The following is a 15,505-nucleotide window of genomic DNA, read 5'->3' as shown; positions in this document are numbered from 1 at the left end:
GACTCTTTTTTTTTAGTCACGCGATATTTATGCAAGCATCTGGAGGTAACTAATGAAACAAAAGATTTTATTATCTCTTGGCGTTGTTTTTATTCTTGCTTTTGCGGGTTATTGGGCTTATCAAGCCTTCAAAGTCGATATCCCGGAATTAAGTGATTACCAGAAGGCGGTGTCATTAATTCAACAGGGGAAATGGGAAGAAGCCCAGCCTTTACTGGAAAAATGCATACACAGCGAACCAGGAAATGGCGAATGCGAATTTCATTTAGGGAATGTATACAGGAAGCGAAGTAATTTTTCTGATGCACTGACTCATTATGAGAATGCAATAAATAAGACTCCGAATATTAAAGAAGCTTATAACAATGCTGCTGCTATTAAAATGACTGAAGGAAAGTACGACGATGCGTTACTTATTATTAATCATGGTCTTGGACAAGATGCGAATAATCAAGAATTACTATTTAAAAAAGCACAGTTAATATATTTTAATGCTGATTATAAACAAACCATTGAAATTATGAGTCGCCTGGTAGTTGAGAATCAATACTTTGAGGCTTATAGGTTTATGGGACTTTCATATTTGAAGTTGGGAAACAAGGTGAAAGGGCTCGATAACTTGAAAATTTATTTGGAAATGGCACCTTCCACTGTAAAAGATAAAAATGATATAGAACGTATTGTGTTGGAATTAGAAGTTTCATAAAAATATAAATAAATTTATCACCTATTTATCTGTTCACAATTTAGACACAAAATTTTAATCTAATTTTCAGGTATAGTTAAGGTTGGGTTAGGGTTCCGCCGATATGCTGTTGTTGGTTAACCTGCATAAAAGATGGAAATGACTTGAATATGGAAATCGTGGCGACGATGGGAGGTTTTGACGTGCTTGAGGTCAAACAGGTCAGCAAATTGTACGAAAACCAGAGAGGGGTCCAAAGCATCGATTTTTCGATGAGTCGCGGAGAAATCGTCGGTTTTCTCGGGCCGAACGGCGCCGGCAAAACGACGACAATGCGGATGATCACCGGCTATTTGAATCCGACGCACGGCTCGATTACGATTGACGGGCTGTCGATGGCGGATCATCCGAAGAAAGCGCGGCAAAAAATCGGGTATTTGCCGGAGACACCTCCGCTTTATCCGGAGATGACGGTCACGGCGTACTTGCAGTTTATCGCCGATCTCCGAGGCATCCCCGTGAAGGAGCAGAAGCGCCGCATCGGCGAAGTCATCGAGCGGCTTGGGCTGCAGGGGCGGGAGAAGCAGATCATCCGCAGCCTGTCCAAAGGCTACAAGCAGCGGATTGGCTTGGCGCAGGCGATTTTGCACAGTCCGGATTTGCTCGTACTGGACGAGCCGACGTCGGGTCTGGACCCGAAGCAAATTATTGAAATTCGCCAGCTCATTCGAGAGCTGGGTGAGAATCACACCGTGCTGCTCAGCACGCACATTTTGCCGGAAATCAACACGCTGTGCAATCGCGTGCTGATCATCAACCAGGGGCGAATCGTTCTTGACGGGCAGCCGGATCGTCTGGCGAACTCCATGGACGAAACGTTCGAGGTATCGCTTGAAGTGAAAGGGCCGCGGGAGGCGGTACTGTCCGAACTGCGCAGCGTACCGGGCGTTTCCGGCGTACGGGAGCTGACGCAGGAAGATGCGGCTGCGGAACATACGGGATCGGCGCCAGTGGAAGCAGAAGTAGAAGCGGGTACCGAGGAAGCGCAGTCATTGGAGGCATCCAGCGAGACGGCAACAACCCCGGTATTGAGCGATACGGTGAAGGTTCTCGTCTCTGCGGCGGACCGCGTGGACGTGCGTGAGGCATTGTTCTACCGTCTTGCCGAGCGGCGTTACCCGATTCTCTCGATGAAGAAAGAATCGCTCAGCCTGGAAGAGATTTTCCTCAAGCTGACTACAAACGAACGACTCGATACCGCGCAATCGGAAGACGCTTCCGACAAGGAGGTGACCTCGAATGCGTAGAACGCTAGCTATGGCAAGAAAAGAGCTGCAGCTGTATTTTTATTCGCCGATCGCTTACGCGGCGTTTGCATTCTTTTTCGTAATCGCAGGGTACTTCTTCAGCGCAAACTTCCTGTACCCTCCTTACATCGTAGACGTTCGTCCGGTGTTCGGCACCATTACGTTCGTGTTCCTGTTCATCATCCCGCTGCTTACGATGCGACTCGTTTCCGATGAACTGCGTCAAGGAACGGATGAGCTGCTGCTTACATCGCCGGCGAGCATTACGGAAATTGTCGTTGGAAAATATATCTCGGCGATTGTGGTGCAGTTGCTGCTTGTGGCGGGGAGCTTGATTTACCCCCTGATCCTGAGCGTATACGGCGATTTGGATCTGCCGGTCATGTGGCTGTCCTTTCTGGCAATGTTCCTGATGGGAGCGGCGATGATGGCGGTCGGCCTGTTTGCCTCTTCATTGTCGGCCCACCAGATGGTGTCCGGTATTGCGGGCTTTGCAATCCTGCTGTTGTTCTGGACCATCGAATGGCTGGGCGATTCCGTTGGCGGTAAAATCAAAGACTACCTCGGCATCTTCTCCATCGTTGGAAGAGCGGGCGACTTGCAGAAGGGCGTGCTCGATTTTGCCGATGTCATTTTTTATGTGACATTTATCGCGGTATTTATCGTGCTCAGCATTCAAGTGCTCGAAAGAAAACGTTGGAGATAAACGACAACCGCTTTCACGCCGCGGAGGCGTGGAGCAGAAGGGGGAAGGCAAATGAACAAGTGGATTCGCGGAACGAACGCAGCGGTGCTGTCGCTGGCTGTAATCGGCATATTTATCGTCGTCTCGATCTTTTTGAACTCAATGAAAAATTTGCAGGTCGATTTGACGCAAAACAAGAAATTTACGTTATCCGAGCAGACGACGCAAGCGCTGAAAACGCTCGATAAAGATGTGCGCATTCTTTCGCTGACTAGCGACCAAACCGAGCCGTTCATTAAACGGCAAGTCGTTGAGCTTGCGCAGGAATACAAAAAACGCAACGGAAAAATTACGTTTGACGAGTACGATATGGTGCAAAATCCGGCGATTGCCAAGCAGTACGATGTCGATCCGTCCGGCGTTTTGGTAGTGGAGAGCGGCACGCAAAAGAAAACGATCTATTACTATGATATGTTTATTCCCGGGCAGCAGCAGGGCGAGTACCGATTCAGCGGCGAGGAGAAGCTGACCCAGGCGATCGTCAATCTGAGCGCGAAAGAGAAGAGCAAGGTGTACTTCCTGTCTGGCCATAACGAAGTTCCGCTTAACCAAATGAGCACATGGAGAAGCGGTCTCGAAAGTGCCAACTATGAAGTGAAGGAATTGAACTTACTGCGCGAAGGCAAAATTCCAGACGACGCCGATATTTTGTTCGTCATCGGCCCGGAGACGGACATTAGCGACAAAGAAACCGAATTGATCAAAAACTACATGAACGGCAAGGGCAAGCTGTACATGGCGCTTGGCTTTAACAAGGACATGGTGTCCGGCTGGAAAAATATTGACGGCCTGATGGCGGCTTACGGCATCAAGGACCAGCATGCGATTGCCATTGAGCCAAAGCAGAGCGTATTGTATGATCCGCTCACGATCATTCCGGAGTACGGGTTCCACGACATTACGACCAAGCTTCAGCAGTACAACCTGCTGACGATGATGACGCTGGCGGTATCGCTCGGCAACGAGCCTGTGGAAAATTTCCCGGCTACAGCCATCTTGAAGACGACCGATAAAGCATACGGCGAAACGGACCTCAAGCTTCTGGCCGAAAGCAGCCGCAGCGCGTTGGACGACAAAGACGTCAAAGGGCCGCTCAATTTGGGCTATGTCGTCGAGAGTAAGGATAAGAAACCGAAAGCTGTTGTGCTCGGCGGTTCCACGTTCCTCGTAGATCGTGTCATCCAGCAGCAGGGCAACCGCGACTTTGCGCTGAACAGCGTAGGCTGGCTGCATGAGCAAAAAGATCAGGTGACGATCCGTCCGCGCGAAGGCGATGCGCTGCAGCAGGCACTGCTCACCGGCACTCAGGCGAAGATGATTTTCTACGGTACGGTGCTTGTATTCCCGTTACTCTTCCTTGTCGTCGGCGGGACGATTTGGTGGAGGAGGAGAAAAGGATGAAACGGCTCATTCCGACCATTGTACTGCTCGTGTTGTGCATCGGGGGCTTCTGGTATGCGTCCAGCAAAAACTTTTTTAAAGAGAAACCGCCGGAAGCTGCCGCAGTGGTTGCAGTGAAAAAAGAAGAAGTGGCGAGCTACACCATCAAGAAGGAGAGCGGCGTCACCGAGCTGCAGCAAAAAGACGGCAAATGGACCATGACACAGCCGGCGTCGCTGCCGCTCAACGGATATTCCCCTGCCAGTTGGCTTGATTCGCTGAATGGGGCGACGAAGGAAAAGACGGTGAACGCGAATCCGTCTGATCTGGCCCAATTCGGGCTCGACAAGCCGAAGCAGGAGTTTACGGTAACATTGACGAACGGGACGACGTATAAGCTGACGATCGGCAATGCGCTGCCCGTGCCCGGCTTCTCGTACGCGAAGGTCGACAATTCGCCGGAAGTATTTCAACTGAGTGACGATAAAGTGAAATCGCTGGCGAAAGAGCCGATCGATTTTATGGAAAAAAGCCCGTTTACGATCCACTATGAGGAAATTCGCTCGCTCACGGTTGATTGGATAGGAAAGAAATGGGCACTGACCAAGAACGATCCGGCAAAGGCATCCTACGAGTCGAATTGGAAGGTCGGCGACAAAGAAATCAAGGGCTCGGATGCGTCCGGCATTCTCGATAAGGCGGCGTTTATCTCTTCGAACGAGATGGTCAAACGCGTGGCCGAAGTCAAGCTCGATGCGCCGGAACTCCGGGTAGAAATGAAAGATGTCGGCAAAGACAACAAGGAAACGACGACGGTCTATGTCGGTAAAATCGACGGAGATAACGTATGGATCGCCAAGCAAGGCGGCGATTGGGCGTACACCATTCCGGCAGCGACCGTTCAAGAGCTTTATGACAAAGCTAACGATGTAGTGGCTGCTGCGCAAAACAATGCTCCAAATAACGCTCAAACGAAGTAAAGCAAATAAGCGATGCACCTTTTGGTCCGCCAACGCGGGGATCAAAGGGTGCTTTTTATATTTCTTTGGATATGTTTAAATAATTCCGCCAAACATACATAATTTTTCCACAAACAGGACAACCTACACTTTGTCATTTACGAAAGGAGGAATACGTGATGTATCAAGGACAACAACAACAGCAGCAAGGGATGAACACGGTAAGCTCCAAGGAATTGGCGTACATAACGGATTGCTTAAAGAATGAGGAGCTGCTTGCCAAGCTTGCGGTTCAAGGCGCCGCGGAGTGCACGACGCCGCAACTGAAGCAAAAATTGACGCAAATCGCGCAGGACCGGTTGCAAAATACGGATCAACTGCTGCGGACGCTGCAGCAGTATACGCAAATGACTCACTAATATAAGGAGGTGCTGGAGAGATGTATCAGCAGCAAAACTTTTTTGGACAGCAGCAAGCAGGGCAAACGCAGCAGCATTTTCATTTACAGGAGCAGGATGCGGGCAACCTGGTGCTATCTGAATTGAAACGCGCGGCTCGCGAATATACAACGGCAGCGCTGGAATCCACGCATCCGGCGATTCGCCAAACATTTGCCAGCTTGACGCAAAAAACGCTCCAGGATCAAGCGGAGCTGTTCACTGTATTGGAGCAGATGCAGGGCTACGGCTCGGTGAAAATGGCTTCGCAGCAAGAAGTGCAGCAAGAGCTGCAGCAGCAAATCCGCAAGGCGGAGCAGCTGCAATCGCTGGTCCACCAAGCGCTTCAGCACAGCAGCATTTCTGCGGCCGGGATGTACCAGCAGCAGCAACAACAGCAAGCTCAGCAAGCGCAATACGGTATGCAGCATGAAGCTTATGCGCAAGCCCCTTCGTATTCTTCCGGCTATGGAAGCGGGTCTGCAGGGTATGCAAGTCAAGGAGTGGCTGCGTCAGGCAGCAGCGCATCCGGTGGCTACGGCAGTCAAGGAGCATTGTCCGGTGGCGCTCACGGTTACAGCAGCGCTTCTTACGCCGAGCAGGGCTATAGTCAAACCGGCAGTCCAAGTTATGCTCCATCCGCCAGCACGGCGCATGGATATGCCGCGACTTCGTCGCAGCAAGACGCTTCGCTGAAATCGTCCGTCTCCGGGTCGGACCAGCAAGAGTATTACTCCGCCAGATCGGCACAGGACTATACGGGCAACCAATATTCCGGCGGCACAACGGCGGAATCTTACGGGTTGAAAAGCCAGCCGGAGCAAACGTATAGCGCTTCCGGCAACGCGGCGACTTCGCGCCACAGCAGCAACTATACCTTCGGCGCGGCAAGCCACAATGCAAGTACGACAGCGAGCGGTTCGACCGCGAACGCAAGCGGATCCGTGTCCGCGTCTGGTACGAAGCAGCAGTACGGTACCGATTCGTCCCGCAACGGCAAATATATGATGTAGCAGCATCTACAAGCCTCGCAGCCTGGATCGACAGGAGCGGGGCTTTTTTTTCTTGCCTAGGCAGAAACCGCTAGTGCCTCTGTCGGGAATCGACGTATTGCGTTTGGGTTGTCGTATAGTTTTTCGTTTTTTAACCATAATACGAAAAAATGCACATACAACGCAGGTGTGGGAGGGAACGATTTCATGAGAATGATAGGGATTGCACTGATGGCGACGGCTTTGCTGCTGGGTGGCTGTGCACAGCAAAAAAGTGTCCAGAACGATACGAAAATGCAGACGCTGCAAAAAACCGTGGGCCGCGACCGGCTGCTCCATACGTTTAGCCAAATTGCGCCGCCCCCGATGGGCAAAGAGATGATAGACCAGCAGGACGATCAGTTGATCACATGGATCAAGCAGGTGGACGATTGGACATATCGGGTATTGTCCTCCCCGGTCACAGGGGAAATGGATACATACGCCATGAGGGAAATGAGAATTCATCTGACGCAAGTATACAGCGCCGATATGGCGGAGCGGCTGATCACCGGTTTTTATCGCTACGACCCGACATCGACGACATACAAGGCGAACAGTACGCGCGCGATGCTCAATCTGCGAAGCGAATGGGGTCAATATGAGGTGCGCAAGACGCAGCCGGCGCAAGGCCAGTATAAAATCTGGCTGCAAGGCGCCACGAATTTCGATCACGCCCGGTCGGTAATGCATCACGAATCCGTATATCAGGTCAAAGAAAACCGGTTGATCATTACCGAGTTCAAAACGACGGCTTAATCGGTGTTCCGAAGCGCCGTTGTTTGATGCTGGAGGCAGTAAAGTTCACGCAAACCGCGAGCGCTTTACTGCTTTTATTTTTTGGTATTTATACGAACAAACATTCTATTATTGTGGTATAATCGGAAGAGTGGAGTGGATCGTCGATTGACACCGACTTAGGGGTAGCATAGACTATTTTTAGACAAGCTGATGCCCCGATTCTCTCTTAGGAATAGGGGAGGCTTGCTTTGTACTGACCGACAGGAGGATTACTCGTGCATTTGCGATTGGACCAATGGAAGCACGCATTTAAGCTCGATCCTGACCGGGAATTGTCCGACGAAGCGCTTGAGAAGATTTGCTTATCCGGCACCGATGCCGTGATCGTTGGCGGTTCGACGGGCGTCACGTTCGACAATACCGTCGACCTGCTTGCCCGCATTCGCCGGTACGAGGTTCCGTGTGTGCTTGAGGTGTCGAGCCGGGAGGCGATTGTGCCTGGGTTCGACTTGTTTCTGATTCCGATCGTATTGAACGCCAAGAACGCCGATTGGATTGTAGGGCAGCAGCACGGAGCGATCAAGGAATACGGATCGATGCTGGACTGGAAACACGTAAGGACGGAAGGCTACATCATCATGAACGGCAATTCGGCGGTAGCGCAAGTGACTGAAGCGGATGCGCAGCTGTCGCTGAGAGATGTCGAGGCCTATGCGCGTATGGCGGAACATTTGTTCCGATGCCCGGTCGTATACCTCGAATACAGCGGCATGTTTGGCGACATGGAATGGGTCCGCCGCATTCGCGGGCTGCTCAGCGAAACAAGACTGTTCTACGGAGGCGGCATCGACGGACCGGATAAGGCGAGGGAAGCGGCGCAGGCGGCGCATACCATCGTCGTAGGCAATGCCGTGTACAGCGATCTGGAACAAGCCCTCGCAACGGTGTGTGCCGCCCGAGAATAAGGAAAGAAAGGAAATTCATAGAACAATGATGAATGAACCTGTTGATATAATGAAAGCCGTGCAAAAACTGAATCCCCAGCAAAGGCGCGCCGTGGAGACGGTGGACGGGCCGCTGCTGATCATGGCCGGGGCCGGGAGCGGCAAGACCCGGGTGCTGACGCACCGCATTGCGTACCTTATCGCCACGCGTAAAGCCGCGCCATGGAGCATTTTGGCGATCACCTTTACGAATAAAGCGGCGCGCGAGATGCAGGAGAGGGTCGGCGCACTCGTCGGCTCGCAAGGACAGGATATCTGGGTATCGACATTTCACTCGATGTGCGTACGGATTTTGCGCAGGGATATAAGCCGTATCGGATTCACTTCTAATTTCACCATCTTGGATTCAGGCGACCAGTTATCCGTCATCAAGAACTGCATGAAAGAACTTAACATCGATTCGAAGAAATTCGAGCCGAAAGCCGTTCAAGCGGCGTTGGGCAATGCGAAGAACGAACTGCTGACGCCGGAGAAGCTGGAGAGCAAGATCGGCGATTATTTTGACGGCATCGTGGCGAAAGTGTACAAGCTGTACCAGAATAAGCTGAAAAACAACAATTCCCTCGACTTCGACGACCTGATCATGACGACGATTCGATTGTTTCAGGAAGTGCCCGAGGTGCTGGAGTTTTATCAGAACAAATTCCAATACCTTCACGTCGACGAGTATCAGGATACGAACCGTGCGCAGTATATGCTGTGCCGGATGCTGGCAGACAAGTTTAAGCGTATTTGCGTGGTCGGCGACAGCGACCAGTCGATTTACCGCTGGCGCGGCGCGGATATAAGCAATATTCTCGATTTCGAAAAAGACTATCCGAACGCGACCACCATTTTGCTGGAGCAGAACTACCGCTCCACCGCCACTATATTGAACGCCGCGAACAAAGTCATCGCGAACAACATCGGCCGCAAGGCCAAGAACTTATGGACCGACAAGGGAGAAGGCAACAGAATCAAGCTGTACCAAGCGGATTCGGAGCATGAGGAAGGTTATTTCATCACCGGAGAAATCCGCAAGAACGTCGATGGCGGCAGGCGATACAGCGATCATGCGATTTTGTACCGGACCAACGCTCAATCGCGGGTGATGGAGGAAATATTGATCAAGTCCGACATTCCTTACCAAATCGTCGGCGGCATCAAGTTCTATGACCGCAAAGAAATCAAAGACATACTGGCTTATCTTCGCCTTGTTTCCAACCCGGACGATGACATCTCATTTGCAAGAGTGGTGAACGTGCCGAAGCGGGGCATTGGCGATACGACCGTGGATAAGCTCGCGGAACTCGCCGGACGCTACGGCGTATCGATGTTCGCCATGCTGGAAAATGCCGAGATGCTCGAGATCAGCTCGCGGGCGCGGAACGCACTGTCCGACTTCCGTGACATGATCGAGAATTTGTACCGGATGACCGAGTATGTGTCCGTTACCGAGCTCACCGAGAAAGTGCTGGAGCTATCCGGATACCGGGAAGAGCTGAAGCGGGAAAATACGATCGAATCGCAGGCGCGGCTGGAAAACATCGACGAGCTTTTGTCAGTGACGATGGATTTTGAAAAACGCAACGACGATAAATCGCTGGTCTCCTTTTTGACGGATCTGGCGTTAATTGCAGATATCGATTCGATGAACGAGGATCCCGAAGAAGGACGAAACGGTGTCGTGCTCATGACGATGCACAGCGCCAAAGGGCTGGAGTTTCCCGTCGTCTTTATTATGGGTCTGGAGGAAGGCGTGTTTCCTCACAGCCGGGCGTTAATGGACAACGAGGAGCTTGAGGAGGAGCGGCGCCTCGCTTACGTAGGCATCACTCGCGCCGAGGAAGAGCTGTTCCTGACGTGCGCGCGGATGCGCACGCTGTTCGGGCGCACGACGGCCAATGCGCCGTCGCGGTTTTTGACCGAGCTCCCGCATGAGCTCGTTGAGTCCGTGCGTGCCGGTGGCGGATTCGGCCGCAGCGGCGGCTCGAGCGCCTGGGGCGGCGGGGAGCGCCGCTTTGGCAGTGCCGGCGGATTCGGCGGCACTGCGAATGCCTCTCCTGCCGCGGGAGCGGGCCGCGCGCCCGTGAGCTTCCGCAGCGGTTCGGCCGCTGCACCCGCGGCTGCAGGCGCTCCGAAGACGCCCGCGCAGGACTTCGCCATGGGCGATAAAGTCCAGCACGGCAAGTGGGGCACCGGCGTCATCGTCGCGATCAAAGGGTCGGGTGACGACACCGAGCTGCAGATCGCTTTCCCGGCGCCTGTCGGCGTGAAGCGGCTGCTGGCCAAGTTTGCGCCGATCACGAAGCAGAGCTAGACCACTTGCCGATACGGGCAATGTCTTTTACCGCACATTGCTTAGCCAATATAGTTGACAACGGGTGCCGCCTGCCGGTACCGCGTTGCGACGCGAGAGGATGGAATCCAGATGCCGGACGCTTTCGAAACAATGGAAGCCCTCATCGAAGAAATCAGCAAACATAACTACCACTATTATACGCTGGATGAGCCGACGATCAGCGATGCCGAGTGGGATGCGTTGTACGCCAAACTGCTGCAGCTCGAAGCCGAGACCGGCGTTGTTCTGCCGCATTCTCCGACCACAAGAGTGGGCGGGGAACTGCTGAAAGGCTTCGAGGAGCATCGGCACTTGGCGCGGCTCTGGAGTCTGGACAAAGCCCAAAACCACGACGATCTGATGGCTTGGCATACCCGTGCGCAAAAGCTCGTAAACGAGTATAACGCACAGAACCCGGACCAGCCGCTGCCGCCGCTTTCCTTTGTCATTGAGCTGAAGTTTGACGGTCTGACGCTCAACTTGACTTATGATCACGGCGAGCTGGTGCATGCGGCGACAAGGGGAAGCGGCATGGTCGGGGAGGGCATTTTAGCCCAAGTGAAGACGATCAAATCCATTCCTTTGAAAATTCCATATCACGAAGGCATTATCGAAGTGCAGGGCGAAGGAATCATGAATTTGTCCGTGCTGGATGCATACAACAAGACGGCCGCCGAGCCGCTGAAAAACGCGCGCAACGCCGCCGCCGGGGCGCTCCGCAACTTGAACCCTAAAGTGACGGCGGAGCGGAAGCTGAACGCTTTTTTCTACAATATAGGCTATTCCGACATGATTCAGTTCGAAACGCATCAGGAAATGACGTCGTTCTTACGCGAAAATAAATTCAAAGTGAGCCCGTATCTCAAGTTTCTCGATCATATCGAGGCTGTCGAAGAAGAACTGCAAAACGTCGTTTCCATGCGGAATACGTTTGATTTTTTAATCGACGGTCTGGTTGTGAAAATCACCGATATGCGGACTCGCGAAGTGCTGGGGTATACCGACAAGTTCCCTCGCTGGGCGGTTGCGTATAAATTCGAAGCCGAAGAAGCGGTAACGACGCTGCTCGGCGTGAACTGGAACGTAGGCCGTACCGGAAAAGTGACGCCGACGGCGAGGGTAGAGGCCGTAGATATTGCCGGTGTAACGGTACAAAACTGTACGTTGAATAACGTGGACGATATCGAGCGCAAAAACTTGAAGCACGCCTTGGGCAGCCTGGTATATATCCGTCGTTCCAACGATGTCATACCGGAGATTCTCGGTAAAGTAACGGAGGAGGCCGATGGCGAAGAGATCGTTCCTCCTGCCGTGTGCCCTGCTTGCGGCAGTGCGCTGGAGGTGAAGGGCGCCCACCTGTTCTGTACGAACCGTTTGGATTGCCGGCCGCAGCTCGTCGGTCGTATTACCCATTTTGCCTCGCGGGACGCGATGGATATCGATACGTTCAGCGAAAAGACGGCCGAACAGCTGTACGACGAGCTGAGCGTGAGGGATCCTGCAGATTTGTACGGATTGACGTTTGACGATCTGATCAAGCTGGACCGGTTTGGCACCAAGAAGGCAGAAAAGCTGCTGGCTGCTTTTGAAAAAAGCAAGGCATGCGACCTGGCTTCCTTCCTGTTCGCATTAGGCATACCGAACACAGGGAAGACAACGACCAAGGTGCTGGCCGACCATTTCGGAAGTTTGGACAAATTGATGCAAGCCGAACCGGAAGAGCTTGTAGCACTTCACGATATCGGCGATATCGTCGCTGAAAGCATTGCCGGCTTTTTCCGCGATCCTGCGATGCAGCGCAGCATTGAGCGTCTTCTTGCCTCGGGCGTGCAGCCTCGGGCCGAAGAGAAGCTTGCAGCAGCGAGCGAAAACAATCCTTTCTATGGTAAGACGGTCGTGTTGACCGGTACACTTTCGACGATGGGCAGGGAGGATTGCGCCAAAAAGCTGGAGCGTCTCGGTGCGAAGGTGACGGGCAGCGTGTCCAAGAAAACCGATATCCTGATTGCGGGGGAAAGCGCAGGGAGCAAATTGACGAAGGCGCAGGAACTGGGCATCCGGATTATCGACAACGAAGAGGAGCTGCTGCAGCTTCTTGGAGAAGCGTGATTTCAAATTGTGGCTAACACCGTCGCTGCGAGGTATTCGCGAGCGGCGGTTTTTATTTCATGAGTTATTGTAGGTTAGAAGTGCTTGAAAAGCTTCAGATGATGAATAGCTATTGCGGCATTGGGGAGAGTAAAAAAGGGTGGGAAATGGCTTGAAATGGACTCGAAAATGACAAGACAAAAAATATCGAAAAATACAGTTGCAATTGCCCCTCGATTTGTGATACATTATTGCTTGCCGCCAAGAACGACGGAAAGAACTTAAACGATCGGACAAGCGGTAAAGAAAAAAAGATAGTTGCAAAACATGTCGAAACATGATAAGATAACTTCTTGTGACGGCAAAATAAATTGCCACTAACGAAAGCTCCTTGAAAACTGAACAAATGAATTCGAGTGCTAAGCGTTATTGAATGAAATGAGCTCAATCAGCTTACATTATAGCAAGCATGATCTTCGGATTTTGTGAGCAACCTTAATGGAGAGTTTGATCCTGGCTCAGGACGAACGCTGGCGGCGTGCCTAATACATGCAAGTCGAGCGGACCCTTCGGGGTTAGCGGCGGACGGGTGAGTAACACGTAGGCAACCTGCCTGTAAGATCGGGATAACTACCGGAAACGGTAGCTAAGACCGGATAACTAAGTGGAATGCATGTTCCGCTTATAAAACACGGTGCAAGCTGTGGCTTACAGATGGGCCTGCGGCGCATTAGCTAGTTGGCGGGGTAATGGCCCACCAAGGCGACGATGCGTAGCCGACCTGAGAGGGTGATCGGCCACACTGGGACTGAGACACGGCCCAGACTCCTACGGGAGGCAGCAGTAGGGAATCTTCCGCAATGGACGAAAGTCTGACGGAGCAACGCCGCGTGAGTGATGAAGGTTTTCGGATCGTAAAGCTCTGTTGCCAGGGAAGAACGTCGTGGAGAGTCACTGCTCTGCGAATGACGGTACCTGAGAAGAAAGCCCCGGCTAACTACGTGCCAGCAGCCGCGGTAATACGTAGGGGGCAAGCGTTGTCCGGAATTATTGGGCGTAAAGCGCGCGCAGGCGGTTTTTTAAGTCTGGTGTTTAAGCCCGGGGCTCAACCCCGGTTCGCACCGGAAACTGGAAGACTTGAGTGCAGGAGAGGAAAGCGGAATTCCACGTGTAGCGGTGAAATGCGTAGAGATGTGGAGGAACACCAGTGGCGAAGGCGGCTTTCTGGACTGTAACTGACGCTGAGGCGCGAAAGCGTGGGGAGCAAACAGGATTAGATACCCTGGTAGTCCACGCCGTAAACGATGAGTGCTAGGTGTTAGGGGTTTCGATACCCTTGGTGCCGAAGTAAACACAATAAGCACTCCGCCTGGGGAGTACGCTCGCAAGAGTGAAACTCAAAGGAATTGACGGGGACCCGCACAAGCAGTGGAGTATGTGGTTTAATTCGAAGCAACGCGAAGAACCTTACCAGGTCTTGACATCCCTCTGAATGTCCTAGAGATAGGGCAGGCCTTCGGGACAGAGGAGACAGGTGGTGCATGGTTGTCGTCAGCTCGTGTCGTGAGATGTTGGGTTAAGTCCCGCAACGAGCGCAACCCTTGAACTTAGTTGCCAGCACTTAAGTTGGGCACTCTAAGTTGACTGCCGGTGACAAACCGGAGGAAGGTGGGGATGACGTCAAATCATCATGCCCCTTATGACCTGGGCTACACACGTACTACAATGGCCGGTACAACGGGAAGCGAAGCCGCGAGGCGGAGCCAATCTTTATAAGCCGGTCTCAGTTCGGATTGCAGGCTGCAACTCGCCTGCATGAAGTCGGAATTGCTAGTAATCGCGGATCAGCATGCCGCGGTGAATACGTTCCCGGGTCTTGTACACACCGCCCGTCACACCACGAGAGTTTACAACACCCGAAGTCGGTGGGGTAACCCGCAAGGGGGCCAGCCGCCGAAGGTGGGGTAGATGATTGGGGTGAAGTCGTAACAAGGTAGCCGTATCGGAAGGTGCGGCTGGATCACCTCCTTTCTATGGAGTCCATGATGACTGTAGGTCATCGGACAAATTAATCACTCGAAATTCATTTGTTCAGTTTTGATGGAGTTTTCTTTTCAAGAGTTTGGGGCCATAGCTCAGCTGGGAGAGCGCCTGCCTTGCAAGCAGGAGGTCAGCGGTTCGATCCCGCTTGGCTCCACCATTTATCTCTTGAAGTTTAAGAGATATTGTATCTTGAAACAAGCCCATCAATATGATATTATAGCTTTCGTTGCCTTATCGGCAACAAAGGATTGGGAAGCAACTCGGATCACAAGTTGATCTAACAGTTGCAACATTGTTCCTTGAAAACTGGATATCGAAACAATGCAACAAATGCTGAATCATCCTTAAAGATGATCTTGATAGATCTTCAATCTTTTAGGTTTAGCTGCAAGCGGAGCGTATATGTTTTCGGAAGTGACCTTTGTACGAAGTACAACGGAACGCGAAAATATATACCGAAGCGGTTTGGTTAAGCTAATAAGAGCACACGGAGGATGCCTAGGCGCCAGGAGCCGAAGAAGGACGTGGCGAACAACGATAACGCCTCGGGGAGCCGTAAGCAGGCTTTGATCCGGGGATGTCCGAATGGGGAAACCCACGTATCGTAATTGATACGTACTCATTACTGAATACATAGGTAATGTAGAGGCAGACGAGGGGAACTGAAACATCTAAGTACCCTCAGGAAAAGAAAACAAAAGTGATTCCGTAAGTAGCGGCGAGCGAAAGCGGATTAGCCCAAACCAGAGGGCTTGCCCTCTGGGG

11 protein-coding genes, 1 tRNA gene and 2 rRNA genes are annotated in these 15,505 nt (G+C 52.2%); all 14 read left to right on the top strand.

Annotation, left to right across the window (positions count from 1 at the left end; translation table 11 throughout):
* Positions 1–52: 52 nt before the first annotated feature.
* Positions 53–706 (top strand): tetratricopeptide repeat protein, encoded by a 654-nt coding sequence (locus KXG62_RS17160; protein WP_218093226.1) that lies wholly within the window; start codon positions 53–55, stop codon positions 704–706.
* Between the two features lie 149 nt (positions 707–855).
* Entirely contained in the window at positions 856–1,992 is a 1,137-nt protein-coding gene (locus tag KXG62_RS17155) for an ABC transporter ATP-binding protein (RefSeq protein ID WP_246627500.1), read from the top strand.
* Complete coding sequence (locus KXG62_RS17150) at positions 1,985–2,698, top strand: ABC transporter permease subunit (protein WP_218093225.1); 714 nt, start codon at positions 1,985–1,987, stop codon at positions 2,696–2,698. Before KXG62_RS17155 ends, KXG62_RS17150 begins: the two co-directional genes overlap by 8 nt.
* A 51-nt stretch (positions 2,699–2,749) precedes the next feature.
* On the top strand, positions 2,750–4,138 hold the full coding sequence (locus KXG62_RS17145) for a GldG family protein (RefSeq protein WP_218093224.1): 1,389 nt from the start codon (positions 2,750–2,752) through the stop codon (positions 4,136–4,138).
* The gene (locus KXG62_RS17140) at positions 4,135–5,097 is read left to right on the top strand and encodes a DUF4340 domain-containing protein (protein WP_218093223.1); all 963 of its coding nucleotides are present in this window, start codon (positions 4,135–4,137) and stop codon (positions 5,095–5,097) included. The genes KXG62_RS17145 and KXG62_RS17140 overlap by 4 nt, the downstream gene beginning before the upstream one ends.
* A 158-nt stretch (positions 5,098–5,255) precedes the next feature.
* A complete protein-coding gene (locus KXG62_RS17135; protein ID WP_218093222.1) occupies positions 5,256–5,495 on the top strand; it encodes a spore coat protein in 240 nt (79 codons plus the stop codon).
* A 20-nt stretch (positions 5,496–5,515) separates the two neighbouring features.
* On the top strand, positions 5,516–6,526 hold the full coding sequence (locus KXG62_RS17130; protein WP_218093221.1) for a spore coat protein: 1,011 nt from the start codon (positions 5,516–5,518) through the stop codon (positions 6,524–6,526).
* A gap of 186 nt (positions 6,527–6,712) precedes the next feature.
* A complete protein-coding gene (locus KXG62_RS17125) occupies positions 6,713–7,303 on the top strand; it encodes a hypothetical protein (protein ID WP_218093220.1) in 591 nt (196 codons plus the stop codon).
* A gap of 257 nt (positions 7,304–7,560) precedes the next feature.
* Positions 7,561–8,250, top strand: coding sequence for a heptaprenylglyceryl phosphate synthase (pcrB, locus tag KXG62_RS17120; RefSeq protein WP_218093219.1), 690 nt, complete (start codon positions 7,561–7,563; stop codon positions 8,248–8,250).
* A 25-nt stretch (positions 8,251–8,275) separates the two neighbouring features.
* Entirely contained in the window at positions 8,276–10,588 is a 2,313-nt protein-coding gene (gene pcrA, locus KXG62_RS17115; protein WP_218093218.1) for a DNA helicase PcrA, read from the top strand.
* A gap of 111 nt (positions 10,589–10,699) precedes the next feature.
* Positions 10,700–12,718 (top strand): NAD-dependent DNA ligase LigA, encoded by a 2,019-nt coding sequence (gene ligA, locus KXG62_RS17110; protein WP_218093217.1) that lies wholly within the window; start codon positions 10,700–10,702, stop codon positions 12,716–12,718.
* A gap of 474 nt (positions 12,719–13,192) precedes the next feature.
* A 16S ribosomal RNA gene (locus KXG62_RS17105) occupies positions 13,193–14,728 on the top strand.
* A gap of 93 nt (positions 14,729–14,821) precedes the next feature.
* Positions 14,822–14,897: transfer RNA gene (locus KXG62_RS17100), tRNA-Ala, on the top strand.
* A gap of 310 nt (positions 14,898–15,207) precedes the next feature.
* Positions 15,208–15,505, top strand: a 23S ribosomal RNA gene (locus KXG62_RS17095); the annotation flags it as partial.

The organism is Paenibacillus solanacearum (genome assembly GCF_910593845.1).
Lineage (GTDB): Bacteria > Bacillota > Bacilli > Paenibacillales > NBRC-103111 > Paenibacillus_G > Paenibacillus_G solanacearum.
The sequence above is the reverse complement of the archived record's forward strand: the minus strand, read 5'-3'. Positions and strand labels throughout refer to the sequence as shown.